The organism is Bacillus sp. PPSBB_2, assembly GCF_045291115.1.
Classification (GTDB): domain Bacteria; phylum Bacillota; class Bacilli; order Bacillales; family Bacillaceae_G; genus Bacillus_A; species Bacillus_A cereus.
The window spans coordinates 777,059-794,612 of sequence record NZ_CP147983.1 but is presented as its reverse complement, the minus strand read 5'-3'; the positions used below and the strand labels follow the sequence as shown (position 1 = coordinate 794,612).

Sequence of the window (17,554 nt, the reverse complement as noted above, 5' to 3'; positions counted from 1 at the left end):
TTACCCTCCATTACTTCAATGTAAGAAATTCTGCAATTGGACCGAGTACTAACATTGGGAAGAATGTTAATGCACCGACAATTACAATTGTTCCGATGAAGATGCCACCAAATAAACTATTATCTGTACGGAACGTTCCGACTGTTTCTGGCACTACCGTTTTTTCTTTCAATGAAGCTGCCACAGCTAGCATCGTAATTAAACTGAAGTAACGTCCTAAAAACATAACTAAACCAGTCGTAATATTCCAAAACGGTGTATTATCTCCTAATCCTTCAAATCCAGATCCGTTATTCGCAGCTGACGATGTATATTCATATACCACTTGCGTCAAACCGTGGAAACCGGAATGAGAAATAGCATCCGTCCCTAAATTTGTTGAAAGAGCTAATGCCGAAAATCCTAAAATGAGCAATGGATGAAATAAAATCGTGACCGCGATTAATTTCATTTCCTTACCTTCAATCTTTTTACCTAAAAACTCTGGTGTCCGTCCAACCATTAACCCAGATATAAACACCGCGATAATTGCATACATAATAATGTTTACAAAACCTGCTCCAACGCCGCCATACACAGTATTTAACATCATATTTACAAGCGGAACTAAACCGCCAATTGGTGTTAACGTATCATGCATCGTATTAACAGCGCCTGTTTCAGCAGCTGTCGTTACCGTTGCGTATAGTGAAGAAAATACTGTTCCAAATCGTACTTCTTTCCCTTCTGTACTTCCTTGTACATGTTCGATACCCATTCCATTTAATGCCGGATTCCCATTTAGTTCAGATGTCGTAATCGTTATAAATCCTAGTAAAAACACCATAAAAAGTGATACGAAAAGGATGCGACCTTGTTTTTTATTTCCTACCATTCGTCCGTACGTAAATGGAAGTGCTGTTGGTAATAACATCATAAGCATCATTTGCAAAATATTACTCATTTGTCCTGGATTTTCAAAAGGATGCGTAGAGTTCGCTCCGAAAAATCCACCGCCGTTATTTCCAAGTTCCTTTATGGAAACGAATGATGCAACAGGTCCACGTAATATACTTTGCTTTGCCCCATCAATCGTTTGTGCTGTAACCGCCCCATCTAACGTTTGCGGTACGCCAAGTGCGACAAAAACTAGTGCCGCAATAAATGCAATAGGAAGAAACACTCTCGTTAACGCTCTCGTAAAATCAACGAAAAAGTTACCAAGTTCTTTTCCAGCAAGTCCTCTTATAAAAGCCATAACGAGCGCTAATGTCGTTGCTGGTGCCGCAAACATTAAAAATGTAATCCCGATTAATTGTGATAAATAGGATAAACCATTTTCACCGCTATAATGCTGTAAATTTGTATCAGCCATAAAACTAATCGCTGTATTAAAAGCGAGCGTAGGCTCCATCCCTTCAATATGCGCTGGATTTAACGGCAGCACACCTTGTAATCTGAAAATGAAATATACAACAACAATCATAAATCCGTTGAGTAAAACTAATGATAATGCGTACTGTTTCCACGTTTGATTGTATTCTTTTACACCCGTAATTTTAAAAATAAGTTTTTCAAAAGGCCCAAATACTTTATCTAGCGTTTTGCTACCTTGAAAAGCTTTTTCTAAATAAACCCCCGTTGGCTTTGCTACTAAAATAAACAAGAGCATTGTAATAATGACTGCAACCCAAATCATAATGAATGATTCCCCCTAATTAAAACTTCTCTGGATTTAATAATGCATACACTAAATACACTGTAATTGCTGCGACAATAACCGATAAGACAATCATCATGATTGCTTTCCTTCTTTCACAACTTTATCTGACCAACTTGCAAGACTTGCCATTGATGCAACTAATAAAATAAAAATCCCGACCATTACAACATCTAACATAGCTATCCCTCGCTTTGATTTTTGTTAAAATTTACCATTTAAATATTAAAAAAGAACACTGAGCTCTACTCAGTGTTCAAAAAATGAACAACAAAAAGTAAACCTCCTCTCTAAACGCTTACGAGGTTAGCTGTCGGATTCGGGCCTAAAGAGTAGCCCTACTTTCAAAACTGAAAGATTCACCCCAAGTGACGATGCACAAAATTGGTTCCCCCGCTCCATTTCTGGAACTCAGCGATTTTAGGTTTTTTTGGAAATTTTATGAATGATTTATGAGAGTAAATATACTCCTCTATATTTCACTTGTAAAGGAGTAAATTACTGAAAATAATAATATTTACATTCATTTAAACGCTTACATTGAAGATTATTACTATTATTTCATCTCTTTTCTTTATTTCTCTTCTCTTTTCTTAAAAATGACCTTTTAAATATGAAATAAAAAGAGCGAATGACATGAAGTGCATAGCTTGTTGCACTCAGCATTCGCTCTTTTTTATTCAACCTTTATTCTCCTCGTAAAAATGCACGTAAATTTCTCCCGCGAATATAAACTTGTGTCAATTCTGCATGTAGCTGCTCATACTCGGTAATATCTACCTCTAAATACAAAGCATCTTTTGATGGTAATATAATATACGGCCCTGGAAAAAGGGGATCGATCTGAACCAATTCTTGAACTCGCTCTACCGATACTGCCCAACGATTTGCTATATCTCCAAGTAATAGTACCTTCATCATTTCTTCCCCCGCCCTATTCAAAAAATAAAAAGGAAATATTATCACAATTTGTAAACACGACAAACTTAGCTCCAATTGTTTCATAGAGCCTCGCTGGATATCGTTTATTCCTTGTAACAACAGTAATAGGTGCTTGAAAAGAAAAGCGAATGTGTTCTGTGAAAAAACTAACGATTGGAAGCTCATCCCCTAGTAAAATCACCTTCTTAATACACTCACAAATACTAGTAAAGTCCTGCTCCTTACTGCAGCTATAAGTCCAATCAAACCCACAATTCCTAACTTCAGCCGCTATCTCTTCATTTGCTGTAAAAATAATTAACTCATGTTGAAATGATACTAAATCTCTTAAACTATTTACCTTACTTTCTTCTCCAACACAAATAAGTGTTAGTTCCATGTACCTCATCCTCCTTAGTATAAAAGAAATCAAACATAGATTGATATTCCCCTATACTAATCAGATCGATGAAGTGATGTATCCATCATGGCACCGTCCTCTCTCAAGACGCTTACGAAGTTAGCTGTCGGATTCGGACTTTGAGAGTAGCCCTACTTTCAAACTTGAAAGATTCACCCCTAGTGACACTGCACAAATTGGTTCCTCCGCTCCATATAATTGGACTCAGCGTTTACAAAAAAATGTATTCTGGCTGATATATTACTCCTGTATTTTGAAAAAGTAAACAGAAAAAAAGCCAGTTATAAAACTGGCTTTTCACTTATCTATACACGCGTTCTATTCACTTTATACGCAAAATGATTCGTCGGTCCATGACCACTACCAATATTCAATGGCTCTTCAATTGCTATACTAATAAATCGTTTTGCTTCTTGAACAGCATCTTCAATTGAGTATCCTTTCGCAAGTCCTGCTGTAACCGCTGAAGCAAATGTACACCCACTTCCATGCGTTTGCTTTGAAGGAATTCGCTCGCTTCTAAACTCAATAAATTTTTCTCCATCAAAGAGGAAATCAATTACTTCATTCCCTTGATATTCTGCATGTCCGCCCTTCATAAGCACATATTTAGCACCTAATTCATGCAATATTTTTGCAGCTTCCTTACTATCTTCAACATTATGAATCTCCATCCCAGTTAACACTTCTGCTTCTGGGACATTCGGTGTTATAACAGTTGCTACTGGTAATAAATATTCTTTTAATGCTTGAACTGCTTCTTGCTGTAATAATGATGCACCGCCTTTTGCAATCATAACGGGATCTAGCACAATATTATTCCAGCCAAACTTTTTAATTTGTTCTGCAACAATTTGAATTATTTCACTACTAAATAACATTCCTAGTTTCACTGCATCTGGTGTTACATCCGTACCAATTGAATTCAGCTGTTCTGTAATACCTTCTAATGGAACAGGATATACCCCTTGAACGCCAAGCGTGTTTTGAGCAGTAATTGCCGTAATAGCCGTCATTCCGTATACACCAAGCTCTTGGAATGTTTTTAAATCTGCCTGAATTCCAGCACCGCCGCCGCTATCAGACCCTGCAATTGTTAAAGCTTTATTCACTTTCATCCCACTCATCCTTTTCTATCCAAAATAGCGATGATAAATCGTTTTTGCTTCGCTTATATCTTTCGTTCCATGTACGAGCACACGGCCATCTTTAAAGGCTACTAACCTCTTGTCTTCAACAGAAAATGATAGTAAATATGGATTTATATTTAAATCATTTACACGACCTTCCAACAACTCTTTATATTGTTCAAAATTCATTTCATCTTTATGAGGTGGTCTAATTTGAACTGTATTTCGCCCGCATAAAACTGCTGTTTTTGATGTGTTTTCTTTATTTAAATACGGATATAATGCATTCTCTCCGCATGAAGGACAATTATGCTGGCGAAGTTTTTGCACATTCATACATGAATACTCATTCTTCCACATATCAAACGATACAAGCCCATCTCGAAGTGATTCGTAATCTTCTACTAACAGTTTAAGAGCTTCTGTTACTTGATGAGAAACGACAAGAGATACAGCAGGTGATATAATACCCGCTGTATCACATGTTGCCCCGCCAAGCGGAATCGACTGTAATAAACATGATAAACATGGTGTTTTACTAGGAAGGATTGTGTAAGAAAGACCGTAACTACCTACACATGCACCGTAAATCCATGGAATAGAATATTTTTGTGATATATCATTTACAATAAAGCGCGTTTCGAAATTATCAGTCGCATCAATAATTACATCAACATTTATAACAAGTTCTTCTAGCTCTTCAGCTGTTACATCTTGAACGAGAGCTTCTATTGTTACATCACTATTAATCTCTTCTAAACGTTTTTTAGCCGCTATAGCTTTTGGAAGATTATTCTTTACGTCGCTCTCTGCATACAATTGTTGTCTTTGTAAATTACTCCAATCTACATAATCACGGTCAACAATTGTTATCTTGCCAACACCTGCTCTTACAAACATCTCTGCATTTGCACTACCTAATGCACCTGCACCGATAATAAGCACATGCTTTTCTCTTATCTTTTGCTGTCCTTCTTCTCCAATTGGAGAAAATAGTTCTTGGCGAGAATATCGATTATTCAACTACGCTCATTCCTTCTAAAGGACTACTTGCAGTTGCACAACGCTTACGTGCAATGCGACCTGCTTCAAATCCTAAACGGCCTGCTTCAATACTTAATTTCATTGCTTGTGCCATTTTAATAGGATCTTTTGCTCCTGATACAGCTGTATTTAATAACACGCCATCTGCTCCTAATTCCATTGCAAATGCCGCATCAGCTGGGCTACCAATACCGGCATCAACGATAACTGGTACTGTCGCTTGTTCAATAATGAAGCTCAAATTTAATGGATTTACAATACCAAGTCCTGATCCGATTGGAGATGCTCCTGGCATAATCGCATGCACGCCAAGCTCTTGTAATTTACGTGCTAATACAACATCATCAGATGTATACGGAAGTACGATAAATCCTTCTTCCAGTAACATTTCAGATGCCTTTAATGTTTCTACCGGATCAGGTAATAACGTTCTATCATCACCAATAACTTCTACCTTTATCATGTCACAAAGCCCAGAAGCTTTTGCTAATTTTGCAATACGAACAGCCTCTTCAGCGTTTTTTGCTCCTGCTGTATTTGGTAATAACGTATATTTTTTCACATCAAGTTTCTCTAATAAATTAGGTTGCTTTGCATCAAAGATATCCATACGACGTACTGCAAACGTTAAAATTTCAGCTTCAGAAACGTCAATTGCCTTTTGCTGTACGTCAAAATCAGGGAATTTACCTGTTCCTAATAAAAGTCTAGAATGAAATGAAAATGGTCCAATGTTTAACATAATCAACCGCCTCCTACGAAAGTTACAATCTCAATTTGGTCTCCATCAAAAACAGATGTATCTGTATGATCATCTTTTTGTAAAATATCTTTATTACGCTCTACTACAACAATTCTGTTATCTAGCTCTAAATGTGTAAGTAGCTCAGCTACTGTTTTTACACTCGCTGGCACTTCAATTTGGTTACCATTAATTTTTAAATTCAAACTTCCATCCCCTTTCTAAACTCTTCTAGAAAGCAATGAATCTAGCAAATGATTCTCTTGCTTTCCTTCTATTAAATCAGCCATATATTGGCCAGAAATAGGACTTAATAAAATACCGTTTCGATAATGGCCCGTGCAAGCATATAAACCTTTTATTTCTTCATGCTCTCCCATATAAGGAGCTTCATGATTCGATTGTGGTCTTAATCCTGCCCACGTGCTTTCCCATTCTGCTTCTTTTAAAGCTGGCAATATTGTATAAGCACGCTCTAATATAGAAGTTATACTTTCTGGCTGCACAGTTTTATTGAACGTATGTGGCTTCATTGTTGCCCCAATTACGTAACGTCCACCGCGCTTTGGAGTAATGTAAAATCTTTCTTGAAAAATAGGTGCTTTTAAAAGTTGTTTTCTACTTCTTACCGCAACCACTTCTCCTTTAACTGGATATGTACCCCAATCGCGGTGAAAATAACTGAGTAACTTCGTGCTCCATGAACCTCCTGCAATAACGACTTTCTCACATGTGACAATACCTTCACTTGTAATAACTCCAGTCACTTTATTATTTTCAATACGGATATCAAATACTTCTGTCTGTTCATATATATCAGCACCGGAAATCGCTGCAGAATGTGCGAATGCTTTCGTAAGCTCTGGTGCAATAACATGACCGTCTTTCGGATAATATACTGCTCCTATAATAGATTCGGATAGATATGGCTCTTTTTCCCGCACATGGTCTCCCGTTAGAAAATAAGAATCTTCACCTGTTTTCTGCTGCCAATCCATAATGTGAAGAATTCTTTCCTTCTCATCTTCATTTTGAGCAATACGATAAATTCCTTTTTCTTCATATCCAATATCAACACCCGTCTTTTCACGTAAAACTGCTGCAAGTTGTGGAAATATAGCTCGGCTTTCTCTAGCAAGTTCAAATAGCGGATCATACGCATCCCATTCTGCCTGAACACCAAGTAAACCAGCAGCTGCTTTTGAAGCTTCCGATGCAATACTTTGCTTCTCCACAATCGCTACTTTATGTCCTCTTTCTGCTAGAAAATGTGCAATTGAACTACCAATTACACCACCACCAATAATCGCTACATCATACTTCTCACACATGTTTTTCCGCCCACTTTCTTATTGATTCCTTATAAGATTTCGCTTTGCTATACGGGTTACTACTACTTACAATTCCAGACATAACTGCTATACCGCTTACACCGTTAGTAAGAACATCCACTGTGTTTTCTGGGGTAATTCCTCCAATTGCTGTAATCGGTATAGATAAACACCTTGCAATGTCTGAAATTTCTTCAAGCCCTCTCGCTGGCACACCTTTTTTACAATCTGTCGGAAATACATGGCCATAAACGAGTGAATCCGCTCCATTTTTAAAAGCTACTATTGCTTCATCTAGCGAATGCACAGAATAACCGACATGCAAATACGAAAACTTTTCTTTCACTGACTTTACATCTGTACTTCGATATCCTAGTTGAACACGAGGAATATTTAATAAAATTGCAATATCAATTCGATCGTTTATGACAATTTTAGAAGCCGGAAAGCCCTCCATTAATAGACTTTCCACACCTTCATATAATTCCTTCGTACTCTTCTCACGCTCACGAATATGCAAATAATCAATCTCACTCTCAATTTGCATCGCTACATTCACTAACTCTTCGAATGGCATATGGCCATTTGAGATTACGTGGAGCTCATTTTTCATATTCATTCGCCTACTTTAAAATATTTTCGAATAATTCATCGGCTGGGACGGTTTCTTTCGTCATTCCTTTGTCCTTCAGCCACTTATTTTGTTTCTCCCAAGATTCTTTTGAATCTGATAAGAATGGCTCATCTTTCGTTTCCATCTTCTCTAATAAAATTTTCATACTTTCCTTTTCAACTTCTGGCACAAGTGGGAAGTTTTCTTTTTCTTGATGATTTAATAAAATATTCAATGCTTCATCTGGGTTTTTCTTCATGAAATCATAGCCTTTTTTCGTACCACGTAAGAAAGCTTGCAACGCCTCTTTATCTTTTTTCAACGTTTTATCACCTGTTACAAACACAAGCTCATGATAGTTTGGTACTCCGTAATCAGCTGGATTAAAGTACGCTGGTTCATGGCCTTCATGACGCATAACAGGTACTTCATGGTTAATGTATGCCCCTGTTACCGCATCTACTTTCTTCGTAATTAATGCTGGTACTAAATCAAAGCCAACATCTACTACTTTCACTGTATCAGGATTACCACCAGCTTCTTTTACCATCGTTTTTAAATACATCTCACTTAATGGTGTTCCAGAGTATCCTACTGTTTTTCCTTCTAAATCTTTCGGTGATTGAATGCCCGCTGATTTCAGTGATACAACATGATTTAATGGTGAACGTACGACAGCCCCAATTGATTTCACTGGAATTTGCTCATTCGCTCTCGCCATAACAACATCTGGCTGATAATACAAGCCCACTGTCACCTTCCCTGCTGCTGCCAGCGTTAATGGATCAGTCGGATTAGAAGGGAATTTAATATTTACCTTTACACCTTCTTCTTTAAAGTATCCTTTTTCAATTGCTGCATAGATAAAGCTATGTACCGCATTTGGATACCAATCTAACATGACTGTTATTTCTTTCTCTTTTTTACTTTTGTCTGATGCTGAATTACTCGAACACCCTGCAATTATTGCAATTAATAATGTAAACACAAAGATGCGCTTTAAAAATTTCATGAATGCTTCCTCCAACTAATGAATTTCTTTTCTAATATGGAAATAATTACGACGAAGAAAATAGCTAATAATGATAACAATACAATAGGTGCAAATACGCCAGCTCCATCTAACTGCGTCATCATTCTCTTACTGAAATATCCAAGCCCAGCTTGTGCACCGAGCCATTCTCCAATTGCTGCTCCGATAACACTAAGCGGAACTGCAATTTTTAAAGCTGAGAAAAAATAAGGAAGAGCAGACGGCAACTTTAATTTAAGAAAAATATCTCTTTTTGTTGCTCCATATGTAACTAAGAGCTCCTCCCATTCTTTTTTCGTACTACGCAGTCCATCATACGTATTGACCGCAATTGGGAAAAACGTAATTAAAACTGTGACAACAACCTTACTCCAAATTGTATATCCAAACCATAAAACAAATAGCGGAGCAAGCGCAGTAATCGGAATCGTTTGTGAAGCAACTAATAATGGATAAAATGCTCTCTCCATCCATGTACTCGCATTCATTAACATCGCTAGCCCTACACCTAATACGATAGAGATAACAACACCTATTAAAACGACGTATAACGTTGCAGGTAAATGAACTGTAAATAATATGTCTTTTAGTTTCCATATCTTCATTAAAATCGCAGAAGGTGACGGTAAAATGTACATCTCATCTACAATTCTTGCTCCTATTTCCCACACAGCTAGTAAAATACTAGAAAGTGTAATAGCAGGAACTAATTCTTTCAATCGGTTCATCACACAAGTACCTGCCTTTGTAACATACTAAGAAGCTCATCTTTCAGCGCTAATACTTCCGGTTTATATAAATCTTTTCGTGTTCTGTTATGATCAAGCGGTACAGTCCGTTCAGTCAAAGTCGTTATCGGCTGCTGTTCCACTACTAAAACTCGGTTTGAAAGAAATAACGCTTCTTCAACATCATGAGTAATGAATAAAATTGTTTTTTCCCACTCTTGCCATTGTTCAAACAACCATTCTTGCAAAGAGGCCTTCGTTAAAGCATCCAACGCACTAAATGGTTCATCTAACAGCAATATCTCCCCGCCTGTTAATAAAGTTCGAATAAAAGATACACGTTGTCTCATACCACCAGATAAATCTTTCGGATATTTTGTCTCATACCCTTGCAAACCAAATTTATGTAACAGTTCCTTTGCCTTTACTTCTGCTTCTTTCTTCTGTACACCTTGGCACTCTAACGGCAGGGCAGCATTCTTAATAATTGTTCTCCACGGCAAAAGCATATCTTTTTGCGGCATATATCCTACAGGATGGTGCTTTGTTTCTGTCAGTTCTATCTGTCCAATACTTACCTTTTCTAAACCTGTAATAAGGCGAAATAAAGTACTTTTCCCACATCCACTCGGTCCGATAATACTGACAAACTCTTTCTCATGTATAGAAGCATTTAATTCATGGATGATTGGTTTCTCATCGTAATGAAAAGAAACATTATGAAACTGTAGTATGTTCTTGCTCCTCAAATCCCCACATCTCCTTACGATAGGACATATCCCAGAATAAATATTCAAATCGACTGGAATTTAAGAAAATCTCCTCTAATCTTTCTAGTTCTTTCTCAGACTTTCCAACTGCCATTTCATTTAATAAATCTATTAACCAAATACAAAGATTACCGTATTCTTCCGAACTATATCCTTGAATCCACTCACCAAAAAACTCATGATCTCTTGCTCCAGGAATATCATTTAAACGCTTTCCAATTTCCCAATAGCTCCACATACATGGAAGAAGCGCTGCTATTAATTCCGCAAGTGTGCCATTTTGAGATACAAACATCATGTAATTTGTATAAGCTAAATTTTTAGCAGATGGTTTCGCAGACTCTATCTCCTCTATAGAAATTCCAAGTCTTTTTGCATATTGTTTATGGATTGTCATTTCGCCATTTAATATTCCATCAATTTGTTCAGCGAACTTTCCCATTACTTGTGGATTCGTTGCTTTTACAACACCAATCGCATATAACTTTGCATAATCTAGCAGATATAAATAATCTTGAATAATATAATACTGGAATTTATCTTTTTCTAACGTGCCATCTCCCATACCCACTACAAACGGATGATTATGACTCATCTCCCATACCGGTTGCACAGTTTCTAATAATCTATCGCAAAATTTCATTTCTCTATCCCCTTTCAATATATGTATCTAAATAAAAAACCACTTCTATATATAAGAAGTGGTTACAGCAAATAAAGTTATACATTTATTCGATGTTCCACTTCCCTTCGCTAGTATTACCTAGATCAGGTGTTGTAAGGGTTAAGGATTATTCCTCTCTCAGCAAGTCAAGCACCCCTAGTGGTTTCAATATGAAATTTTCAAATAAAAAAGCCCCGTTTCTATACGCAAAGAAACGGGGACTCATTGTTAGTGTCCGAATTGCTTCCCTACGCTAGCATAATCTAGATCAGGTAATAAAAAGGATCAAAGGCTTACGGCCTACTCTCAGCTGGCAACACCAGCTCTCCTAGCAAACTATAAAATTATCACTGTCAGTATAACACCCTAATAAGACATCATCAACTTTTTTAATTTTCTTAATTATCAACATAATGTCAAAATTATACAATACATACATTCTATTTTAGAAAATAAAACCCCGATTAATTGTATAAAAAGGAATCATTATCTTCAAAAAATTTATTTTTATATTGATTTCATATTACATTTATGTGAATACCCCCACTATATTATATCTTTATACTATAATAAAATTACAACTATACAACTAGAGGAGGTCTCTATTCCATGAATATGAAAGCTACTGCTTTAACAGCAACTACTGTAGCGATTGCTTCTTTACTTCCTTCTATGGGTGAAACAAATGTACAAAAAGCAAACGCTGAACAATTATCTAATATTAAAACTGGGTATGTCAAAGTCGATCAAGTAGCATTACATACAGAAGATAACGTAAAAAGCACATCAATTGATACAATTCGCTTTAATACAAAAGTGAACATCCTTGAAACAACTAATGGTTGGTATAAAGTATCTGTTCATAATAAAGTAGGTTATGTACAAAAAGATGCTATTTTACTAAAAAACAAACTTCAATCTAATGATCAATACATCGTTAATGCTAATGCATTAAACGTTCGCTCTGAACCTAATTTAGAATCTTCCATTTTAGATGTATTACCAAATGGTAAGTTTATTACCGTTCAAGAAGATCAAGGCGAATGGTATAAAATATCACATAATGGCCAAACAGGTTACGTACAAAAAGCATTCATCTCTAATGGTTCACAACCCTTAGTAAAAGGAATCACCGTTCAAAATAATACAAAATATACTGTTGCAACACCTAATCTAAATGTACGTAGCACCGCTAGTACAAGTAGCGCTCTACTCGGTTCATTACAAAACGGTACACAAGTACAAGTAGTAGAAACTGTAGGTACTTGGTATAAAATTCGTTTTGGCACAGGATACGGATATGTAGCAAAACACTATGTAGTACAAAATCAACCACAAGCTAAAACAGATCAGCCTTCATCAATTCCAGCTGCTTTCAAATTCCCCGCTCAAGGAAGAATTAGCTCAACCTTTGATATACGCTGGGAACAAATGCATTATGGTATAGATATTGCCGCTCCAGGAAACGTCTCTATCCAAGCTGCTGCTGCAGGTAAAGTTGTGAAATCTTATTATTCAGCTAGCTATGGCAATGTTGTTTTCATTGCGCATCAAATCAATGGGAAATTATATACAACTGTTTATGCTCATATGAAGGATCGCACTGTACAAGCTGGTGATCAAGTACAAACTGGACAATTAATAGGTCATATGGGAAACACAGGTCATTCATACGGGCAACATCTTCATTTTGAATTACATAATGGAGAATGGAATTTTGAAAAAACAAATGCAGTAAATCCACTGCCATATTTAGTTAGGTAAATTGTATGCCACGCAATATACCTCTTATAATTGAATACGTAGCCTTTTTAGGTTTAATCTGTTGTTTAATCATTTACAATACAAACATTGTATTTTTATCTATTATTATTGCTTTTGTTGCATTAGAAATTATGATGGAATCATTTCAAGTGCAACTAAAACAAAAAATTGCCCATATTTATAATGCTATTTTTCTTTTGAGTGCTCTCATAACAAATATAATTAGTAATGGCTTTTATTTATCTACTGTATTTCCAGTATTCTTTATGGCTGTTTTATTATTTGTAGCTAGATATATTAATGTCCCTTATAATCAAAAACAAAAACAAGAAGCTTAGAAAGAGGAGACACTGTGTACCAATCTTTCAAAGATACTCCAATAAAATACATATTGAATTTGTATAAGAAAGCCAATACTTTTTTTGGTATACAAGGAAGTTATACTGCACAACTTCTCCTATATGGAATGTTGTTTCTTGTCTTAATCACTTTCTCCTTGTTTTACTAACAAAAAAGGATCTCACATAAACTGGAGATCCTTTTTAATTTATATTAATTTTTCATATCGAAAATATTGTTTATCCACAAGCATATTTTTCATAAATAAAGCTCAGGTTATATTTTTTCTCTAAGCTCATTCGCTGTTCGTCATCGCACCAATAGAAAAGAATATCATGAATCGTTGCGTAACGCTTATTTTTAAGAAATAGCCTAAAGAATGATGGTAAACAATCATGTAATTGTATAAATATATAATTGCGTAGTGTTTCTTCTTTATATTCAATGCCCTTACAAATATACAGTAGTTCTTCACAATAATATGCATGCTGTGGAACTTGTATCATTTCGAAAAATGGCACATAAGATAGTAGCTTTCCAATAAAATGACCATATCGATCCATTACTCCTATCGTCATATGCTCCATCATTTCTTTCATCACATATAAATAATCATCTACATGCGTTGTCTTTAATGGGTCTAAGCGATCGGAAATTTGAGATAATACAGCTCTTTGACATGCTAAAACTGCCTGACTAGGTCCATAATATGATAGGAAATCTGTACACTTACGATATTTCCGTAATAAATCATGTGTATACAAATCATATACAAAAGTATTACAATACATTGCTAAACTCATCATATCACTATTTAATTGCTCTTTTGATAATGATTTCGCTCTCTTGCACATATAAAAGAATGTAAATTCCAATACTTCTTTATGAGATAATAAATGTTTACAATCGGTTATACACTTCTCATTAAATTTAACTCTATCCCAAATTTCAATATCCCTATCTGTCAATTCACCTATACGATATTTAATAATTAAATAATTTAAAGCAACTGATTGCGTCAAAAGATCCCATGTTTCATATTCCAATGAAGTATGAACAAACTCAGCTAATCCTTGCGCTATCATAAAATCATTTGCCTCTTCATACCAACCAATCTCTTGGCATAAGCGAAGAATACGCACTAAAGTTGGAATTTCATCTTTATGAAACTGCGGTAATTTCTTTGCTTTATTCATGCCATATACGATAAATGCCGCTAAATTTTCTTCTTTATAAAATTCTTTCTCTTTCCATACTAATATAGTTCGTTCTTTCCCCTCACCTTTTGGGTGACAAGGTACAAGCAAAGAAAATAATTCAGCGAAATTATTTGGTTCTATATATGTATCTGTAACCAAATTCCAATTTGGATCGCCCTGTACAGCCTTCATATAATTCCCCTTCCCTTTTCATCTATGTAGGAAATATTAATTTATTATCGCACCACTAAAAATTAATATTGTTATATTCAAAATCCCTCATAATACTTATATCTATCAGTATATCATCTTTTCTCTTATTAAAAATTAAGAATAACAAATTTTAAAAAAATGTCGAAATTATTAACCACATACTTATTATATAATGTCTCAGATACATCACGCTAACATATTAGTTTAATCCATATATACTAGAATAATGTATCTGAAATTTATATATAATTTAGCTCTTTATGAGTGACCATTAAACTCTCGGTTAATGAAAGTTTCAATTTACTCTGTACGCTCTGAGATTTCGCTCAAGGCAAATCCAGCTTGATCATCTGCTGATTCCCTTATAGCTAAATCTCCTAGTGCTAACATGCCAATAAGTTGACCACTATCAACTACTGGTAATCGTCTAATTTGATGCTGTGCCATTAGCTCTGTAGCTTTTTCAATAGAATCATTTGGAGAAACTGAGATAATATTTGTTGTCATTACATTTGTAATCTTATTAGATCCAGGATGTTTTTCAGCAATCCCTCGAACGACTAAATCACGATCAGTAACAAGCCCAACAACTTGCTCATTTTCAACAACAGGAATTAATCCAACCGATTCTTCCTTCATTTTTACAGCTGCCTCATATACATTGTCTAGCGGTGTACAATGTACAATATGGGTACTCATTAAGTCTCTCACTCGTGTCATTATGATTTCCTCCTTTTTATACATACCATAGCTTTTCCAAAATTCCTTTATTTATTTCTGGAAAGTAACGTAATAAAAAGGATTAACAAAATAAAAAAGAGCCAGCATAATGCTGACTCTTTTTGTATGACCCGTACGGGATTCGAACCCGTGTTACCGCCGTGAAAGGGCGGTGTCTTAACCACTTGACCAACGGGCCAGTTCTGGCAGAGAAGAAGGGATTCGAACCCTCGCACCGCGTTCGCGATCTACTCCCTTAGCAGGGGAGCCCCTTGAGCCACTTGGGTACTTCTCTATAAATATGGCTCCGCAGGTAGGACTCGAACCTACGACCGATCGGTTAACAGCCGATAGCTCTACCACTGAGCTACTGCGGAATAATATATGGTGGGCCTAAATGGACTCGAACCATCGACCTCACGCTTATCAGGCGTGCGCTCTAACCAGCTGAGCTATAGGCCCATAATTGAAAAGCGGGTGAAGAGAATCGAACTCTCGACCAGAGCTTGGAAGGCTCTTGTTTTACCACTAAACTACACCCGCATTAAATTGTAAATGGTGAGCCATGAAGGACTCGAACCTTCGACCCTCTGATTAAAAGTCAGATGCTCTACCAACTGAGCTAATGGCTCATTTTGAAAGTGGTGCCGGCTAGAGGACTTGAACCCCCAACCTACTGATTACAAGTCAGTTGCTCTACCAATTGAGCTAAGCCGGCATAAAAAAATGGTGGCTCGGGACGGAATCGAACCGCCGACACGAGGATTTTCAGTCCTCTGCTCTACCGACTGAGCTACCGAGCCTTCATAAATGGCGGTCCCGACCGGGGTCGAACCGGCGATCTCCTGCGTGACAGGCAGGCATGTTAACCACTACACCACGGGACCATTTGGTTGCGGGGACAGGATTTGAACCTGCGACCTTCGGGTTATGAGCCCGACGAGCTACCGTGCTGCTCCACCCCGCGACAATATAAAGTTTTAAAAAATGGAGGAGGTAGAGGGATTCGAACCCCCGCGCGACTCTCACCGCCTGTCGGTTTTCAAGACCGATCCCTTCAGCCGAACTTGGGTATACCTCCATGAAGGAAAAAATAAATATTTTATTATGATATGTCTAAACCATTAAAGAAAAAATGGAGGAGGTAGAGGGATTCGAACCCCCGCGCGATTCTCACCGCCTGTCGGTTTTCAAGACCGATCCCTTCAGCCGAACTTGGGTATACCTCCGAGACATATATTAAATAAAGTGGAGCCTAGCGGGATCGAACCGCTGACCTCCTGCGTGCAAGGCAGGCGCTCTCCCAGCTGAGCTAAGGCCCCANTATTTACTTTAGAAAAAATGGAGGAGGTAGAGGGATTCGAACCCCCGCGCGACTCTCGCCGCCTGTCGGTTTTCAAGACCGATCCCTTCAGCCGAACTTGGGTATACCTCCGAGATATATACGTCTAATGGTGGACCTTGTAGGACTCGAACCTACGACCGGACGGTTATGAGCCGTCTGCTCTAACCAGCTGAGCTAAAGGTCCTTTATGGTAGCGGCGGAGGGGATCGAACCCCCGACCTCACGGGTATGAACCGTACGCTCTAGCCAGCTGAGCTACACCGCCATAAATGATATTAATATAAGTGGAGCCTAGCGGGATCGAACCGCTGACCTCCTGCGTGCAAGGCAGGCGCTCTCCCAGCTGAGCTAAGGCCCCATGTTTTTTGGGAATATCGGGAAGACAGGATTTGAACCTGCGACCCCCTGGTCCCAAACCAGGTGCTCTACCAAGCTGAGCCACTTCCCGTAATTGGCGCGCCCGAGAGGAGTCGAACCCCTAACCTCTTGATCCGTAGTCAAACGCTCTATCCAATTGAGCTACGGGCGCTTATTCATGATGTTTTTTCGTCGTTGTAATTTGGCGACTCAATTATCTTATCATACTACATTTTCAAATGCAAGTACTTTTTTAAGATTTTTTTGATGCGGCCGAGAGGACTTGAACCTCCACGGGGTTTCCCCCACTAGGCCCTCAACCTAGCGCGTCTGCCGTTCCGCCACGACCGCGCGGAAAAAACAAAAGTGAGCCATGAAGGACTCGAACCTTCGACCCTCTGATTAAAAGTCAGATGCTCTACCAACTGAGCTAATGGCTCGTAAATGGCTGGGCTAGCTGGATTCGAACCAGCGCATGACGGAGTCAAAGTCCGTTGCCTTACCGCTTGGCTATAGCCCAT

20 protein-coding genes, 22 tRNA genes and 4 riboswitches are annotated in these 17,554 nt (G+C 37.5%); of the genes, 2 read left to right on the top strand and 40 right to left on the bottom strand.

The genetic code is table 11. The annotated features are described in order from the left end of the window. Positions 1-10: 10 nt before the first annotated feature. The 16 genes from kdpA to tenA all read right to left on the bottom strand — a co-directional run bounded on the left by kdpA (position 11) and on the right by tenA (position 11,075). On the bottom strand, positions 11-1,678 hold the full coding sequence (gene kdpA, locus V6946_RS03960) for a potassium-transporting ATPase subunit KdpA (RefSeq protein ID WP_006914749.1): 1,668 nt from the start codon (positions 1,676-1,678) through the stop codon (positions 11-13). 19 nt (positions 1,679-1,697) lie between these two features. Beyond that, positions 1,698-1,775 (bottom strand): K(+)-transporting ATPase subunit F, encoded by a 78-nt coding sequence (kdpF, locus tag V6946_RS03955; protein WP_223153441.1) that lies wholly within the window; start codon positions 1,773-1,775, stop codon positions 1,698-1,700. Then, positions 1,775-1,879, bottom strand: coding sequence for a SipW-dependent-type signal peptide-containing protein (locus tag V6946_RS03950; RefSeq protein WP_000887894.1), 105 nt, complete (start codon positions 1,877-1,879; stop codon positions 1,775-1,777). Before V6946_RS03950 ends, kdpF begins: the two co-directional genes overlap by 1 nt. 101 nt (positions 1,880-1,980) lie before the next feature. Then, positions 1,981-2,126, bottom strand: a riboswitch (cyclic di-AMP (ydaO/yuaA leader). A 134-nt stretch (positions 2,127-2,260) separates the two neighbouring features. Further along, a complete protein-coding gene (locus V6946_RS03945; protein WP_269435330.1) occupies positions 2,261-2,383 on the bottom strand; it encodes a hypothetical protein in 123 nt (40 codons plus the stop codon). 3 nt (positions 2,384-2,386) lie between these two features. Further along, positions 2,387-2,620: a hypothetical protein gene (locus V6946_RS03940; RefSeq protein ID WP_001985933.1), complete on the bottom strand. Its 234-nt coding sequence runs from the start codon at positions 2,618-2,620 to the stop codon at positions 2,387-2,389. A 13-nt stretch (positions 2,621-2,633) separates the two neighbouring features. Continuing rightward, a complete protein-coding gene (locus V6946_RS03935; protein ID WP_000424090.1) occupies positions 2,634-3,020 on the bottom strand; it encodes a hypothetical protein in 387 nt (128 codons plus the stop codon). A gap of 93 nt (positions 3,021-3,113) precedes the next feature. After that, a riboswitch (cyclic di-AMP (ydaO/yuaA leader) is annotated at positions 3,114-3,261 on the bottom strand. Positions 3,262-3,346: 85 nt separating this feature from the next. Beyond that, on the bottom strand, positions 3,347-4,159 hold the full coding sequence (gene thiD / locus V6946_RS03930; protein WP_000867387.1) for a bifunctional hydroxymethylpyrimidine kinase/phosphomethylpyrimidine kinase: 813 nt from the start codon (positions 4,157-4,159) through the stop codon (positions 3,347-3,349). A 15-nt stretch (positions 4,160-4,174) separates the two neighbouring features. Beyond that, the gene (gene thiF / locus V6946_RS03925) at positions 4,175-5,194 is read right to left on the bottom strand and encodes a thiazole biosynthesis adenylyltransferase ThiF (protein WP_001065417.1); all 1,020 of its coding nucleotides are present in this window, start codon (positions 5,192-5,194) and stop codon (positions 4,175-4,177) included. Further along, positions 5,187-5,957 carry a thiazole synthase gene (gene thiG / locus V6946_RS03920; RefSeq protein ID WP_000931981.1) on the bottom strand — a complete coding sequence of 257 codons (771 nt, stop codon included), beginning with the start codon at positions 5,955-5,957 and terminating at the stop codon, positions 5,187-5,189. The genes thiF and thiG overlap by 8 nt, the downstream gene beginning before the upstream one ends. A 2-nt stretch (positions 5,958-5,959) precedes the next feature. Next, positions 5,960-6,163 carry a sulfur carrier protein ThiS gene (gene thiS / locus V6946_RS03915; protein WP_001049502.1) on the bottom strand — a complete coding sequence of 68 codons (204 nt, stop codon included), beginning with the start codon at positions 6,161-6,163 and terminating at the stop codon, positions 5,960-5,962. Positions 6,164-6,178: 15 nt separating this feature from the next. Beyond that, entirely contained in the window at positions 6,179-7,288 is a 1,110-nt protein-coding gene (gene thiO / locus V6946_RS03910) for a glycine oxidase ThiO (protein ID WP_000333287.1), read from the bottom strand. Next, entirely contained in the window at positions 7,281-7,901 is a 621-nt protein-coding gene (gene tenI, locus V6946_RS03905) for a thiazole tautomerase TenI (RefSeq protein ID WP_000787170.1), read from the bottom strand. The genes thiO and tenI overlap by 8 nt, the downstream gene beginning before the upstream one ends. Before the next feature lie 10 nt (positions 7,902-7,911). Next, positions 7,912-8,913, bottom strand: a complete 1,002-nt coding sequence (locus V6946_RS03900; protein ID WP_000670416.1) for an ABC transporter substrate-binding protein — start codon at positions 8,911-8,913, stop codon at positions 7,912-7,914. Beyond that, positions 8,910-9,662, bottom strand: a complete 753-nt coding sequence (locus V6946_RS03895) for an ABC transporter permease (protein WP_001080853.1) — start codon at positions 9,660-9,662, stop codon at positions 8,910-8,912. The genes V6946_RS03900 and V6946_RS03895 overlap by 4 nt, the downstream gene beginning before the upstream one ends. Further along, a complete protein-coding gene (locus V6946_RS03890; protein ID WP_006914710.1) occupies positions 9,662-10,411 on the bottom strand; it encodes an ABC transporter ATP-binding protein in 750 nt (249 codons plus the stop codon). Before V6946_RS03890 ends, V6946_RS03895 begins: the two co-directional genes overlap by 1 nt. Further along, positions 10,380-11,075 carry a thiaminase II gene (gene tenA, locus V6946_RS03885; protein WP_366981809.1) on the bottom strand — a complete coding sequence of 232 codons (696 nt, stop codon included), beginning with the start codon at positions 11,073-11,075 and terminating at the stop codon, positions 10,380-10,382. Before tenA ends, V6946_RS03890 begins: the two co-directional genes overlap by 32 nt. An 85-nt stretch (positions 11,076-11,160) precedes the next feature. After that, a riboswitch (TPP riboswitch) is annotated at positions 11,161-11,264 on the bottom strand. Between the two features lie 60 nt (positions 11,265-11,324). Continuing rightward, a riboswitch (TPP riboswitch) is annotated at positions 11,325-11,436 on the bottom strand. Positions 11,437-11,705: 269 nt separating this feature from the next. On the opposite strand from tenA, the gene V6946_RS03880 reads away from it, so the two are divergent. Together V6946_RS03880 and V6946_RS03875 are read left to right on the top strand one after the other, a co-directional pair. Continuing rightward, a complete protein-coding gene (locus V6946_RS03880; protein ID WP_001056037.1) occupies positions 11,706-12,860 on the top strand; it encodes an SH3 domain-containing protein in 1,155 nt (384 codons plus the stop codon). Positions 12,861-12,865: 5 nt separating this feature from the next. Beyond that, positions 12,866-13,198, top strand: a complete 333-nt coding sequence (locus V6946_RS03875; RefSeq protein ID WP_001137823.1) for a hypothetical protein — start codon at positions 12,866-12,868, stop codon at positions 13,196-13,198. Positions 13,199-13,438: 240 nt separating this feature from the next. On the opposite strand, the gene V6946_RS03870 is transcribed toward V6946_RS03875, so the two are convergent. The 24 genes from V6946_RS03870 to V6946_RS03755 all read right to left on the bottom strand — a co-directional run bounded on the left by V6946_RS03870 (position 13,439) and on the right by V6946_RS03755 (position 17,553). Further along, positions 13,439-14,590, bottom strand: a complete 1,152-nt coding sequence (locus V6946_RS03870) for a DUF3965 domain-containing protein (protein WP_000648912.1) — start codon at positions 14,588-14,590, stop codon at positions 13,439-13,441. Positions 14,591-14,911: 321 nt separating this feature from the next. Further along, a complete protein-coding gene (locus V6946_RS03865; RefSeq protein WP_000199011.1) occupies positions 14,912-15,331 on the bottom strand; it encodes a CBS domain-containing protein in 420 nt (139 codons plus the stop codon). Positions 15,332-15,458: 127 nt separating this feature from the next. Further along, positions 15,459-15,530, bottom strand: a tRNA-Glu gene (locus tag V6946_RS03860). A gap of 5 nt (positions 15,531-15,535) precedes the next feature. Further along, positions 15,536-15,626 (bottom strand) — tRNA-Ser (locus V6946_RS03855). A gap of 7 nt (positions 15,627-15,633) precedes the next feature. Beyond that, a tRNA-Asn gene (locus V6946_RS03850) sits at positions 15,634-15,708 on the bottom strand. 8 nt (positions 15,709-15,716) lie between these two features. Next, a tRNA-Ile gene (locus tag V6946_RS03845) sits at positions 15,717-15,793 on the bottom strand. A 10-nt stretch (positions 15,794-15,803) separates the two neighbouring features. Continuing rightward, positions 15,804-15,874: transfer RNA gene (locus tag V6946_RS03840), tRNA-Gly, on the bottom strand. A gap of 13 nt (positions 15,875-15,887) precedes the next feature. Next, positions 15,888-15,963, bottom strand: a tRNA-Lys gene (locus V6946_RS03835). Positions 15,964-15,973: 10 nt separating this feature from the next. Next, positions 15,974-16,049: transfer RNA gene (locus V6946_RS03830), tRNA-Thr, on the bottom strand. A gap of 9 nt (positions 16,050-16,058) precedes the next feature. Further along, positions 16,059-16,134: transfer RNA gene (locus tag V6946_RS03825), tRNA-Phe, on the bottom strand. Positions 16,135-16,142: 8 nt separating this feature from the next. Further along, positions 16,143-16,218 (bottom strand) — tRNA-Asp (locus V6946_RS03820). A 3-nt stretch (positions 16,219-16,221) separates the two neighbouring features. Then, a tRNA-Met gene (locus tag V6946_RS03815) sits at positions 16,222-16,298 on the bottom strand. 21 nt (positions 16,299-16,319) lie between these two features. Next, positions 16,320-16,412 (bottom strand) — tRNA-Ser (locus V6946_RS03810). Between the two features lie 55 nt (positions 16,413-16,467). Continuing rightward, positions 16,468-16,560 (bottom strand) — tRNA-Ser (locus tag V6946_RS03805). Positions 16,561-16,580: 20 nt separating this feature from the next. Next, positions 16,581-16,653: transfer RNA gene (locus tag V6946_RS03800), tRNA-Ala, on the bottom strand. Positions 16,654-16,673: 20 nt separating this feature from the next. Beyond that, positions 16,674-16,766, bottom strand: a tRNA-Ser gene (locus V6946_RS03795). A 17-nt stretch (positions 16,767-16,783) separates the two neighbouring features. Further along, a tRNA-Ile gene (locus V6946_RS03790) sits at positions 16,784-16,860 on the bottom strand. A 4-nt stretch (positions 16,861-16,864) separates the two neighbouring features. Continuing rightward, positions 16,865-16,941, bottom strand: a tRNA-Met gene (locus tag V6946_RS03785). Between the two features lie 20 nt (positions 16,942-16,961). Further along, positions 16,962-17,034 (bottom strand) — tRNA-Ala (locus V6946_RS03780). A 16-nt stretch (positions 17,035-17,050) separates the two neighbouring features. Then, positions 17,051-17,124: transfer RNA gene (locus V6946_RS03775), tRNA-Pro, on the bottom strand. Positions 17,125-17,128: 4 nt separating this feature from the next. Then, positions 17,129-17,205, bottom strand: a tRNA-Arg gene (locus tag V6946_RS03770). 96 nt (positions 17,206-17,301) lie between these two features. Further along, positions 17,302-17,384, bottom strand: a tRNA-Leu gene (locus V6946_RS03765). Positions 17,385-17,400: 16 nt separating this feature from the next. Then, positions 17,401-17,473, bottom strand: a tRNA-Lys gene (locus V6946_RS03760). A gap of 5 nt (positions 17,474-17,478) precedes the next feature. Beyond that, positions 17,479-17,553: transfer RNA gene (locus V6946_RS03755), tRNA-Gln, on the bottom strand. Between the last annotated feature and the right edge of the window lies 1 nt (position 17,554).

Bases quoted from the DNA above. Each gene is read 5' to 3' on its own strand.
- kdpA (WP_006914749.1), bottom strand. From the start codon at position 1,678: ATGATTTGGGTTGCAGTCATTATTACAATGCTCTTGTTTATTTTAGTA.
- kdpF (WP_223153441.1), bottom strand. From the start codon at position 1,775: ATGATTGTCTTATCGGTTATTGTCGCAGCAATTACAGTGTATTTAGTG.
- V6946_RS03950 (WP_000887894.1), bottom strand. From the start codon at position 1,879: ATGTTAGATGTTGTAATGGTCGGGATTTTTATTTTATTAGTTGCATCA.
- V6946_RS03940 (WP_001985933.1), bottom strand. From the start codon at position 2,620: ATGATGAAGGTACTATTACTTGGAGATATAGCAAATCGTTGGGCAGTA.
- V6946_RS03935 (WP_000424090.1), bottom strand. From the start codon at position 3,020: ATGGAACTAACACTTATTTGTGTTGGAGAAGAAAGTAAGGTAAATAGT.
- thiD (WP_000867387.1), bottom strand. From the start codon at position 4,159: ATGAAAGTGAATAAAGCTTTAACAATTGCAGGGTCTGATAGCGGCGGC.
- thiG (WP_000931981.1), bottom strand. From the start codon at position 5,957: ATGTTAAACATTGGACCATTTTCATTTCATTCTAGACTTTTATTAGGA.
- thiO (WP_000333287.1), bottom strand. From the start codon at position 7,288: ATGTGTGAGAAGTATGATGTAGCGATTATTGGTGGTGGTGTAATTGGT.
- tenI (WP_000787170.1), bottom strand. From the start codon at position 7,901: ATGAAAAATGAGCTCCACGTAATCTCAAATGGCCATATGCCATTCGAA.
- V6946_RS03900 (WP_000670416.1), bottom strand. From the start codon at position 8,913: ATGAAATTTTTAAAGCGCATCTTTGTGTTTACATTATTAATTGCAATA.
- V6946_RS03895 (WP_001080853.1), bottom strand. From the start codon at position 9,662: ATGAACCGATTGAAAGAATTAGTTCCTGCTATTACACTTTCTAGTATT.
- tenA (WP_366981809.1), bottom strand. From the start codon at position 11,075: ATGAAATTTTGCGATAGATTATTAGAAACTGTGCAACCGGTATGGGAG.
- V6946_RS03880 (WP_001056037.1), top strand. From the start codon at position 11,706: ATGAATATGAAAGCTACTGCTTTAACAGCAACTACTGTAGCGATTGCT.
- V6946_RS03875 (WP_001137823.1), top strand. From the start codon at position 12,866: ATGCCACGCAATATACCTCTTATAATTGAATACGTAGCCTTTTTAGGT.
- V6946_RS03870 (WP_000648912.1), bottom strand. From the start codon at position 14,590: ATGAAGGCTGTACAGGGCGATCCAAATTGGAATTTGGTTACAGATACA.
- V6946_RS03865 (WP_000199011.1), bottom strand. From the start codon at position 15,331: ATGACACGAGTGAGAGACTTAATGAGTACCCATATTGTACATTGTACA.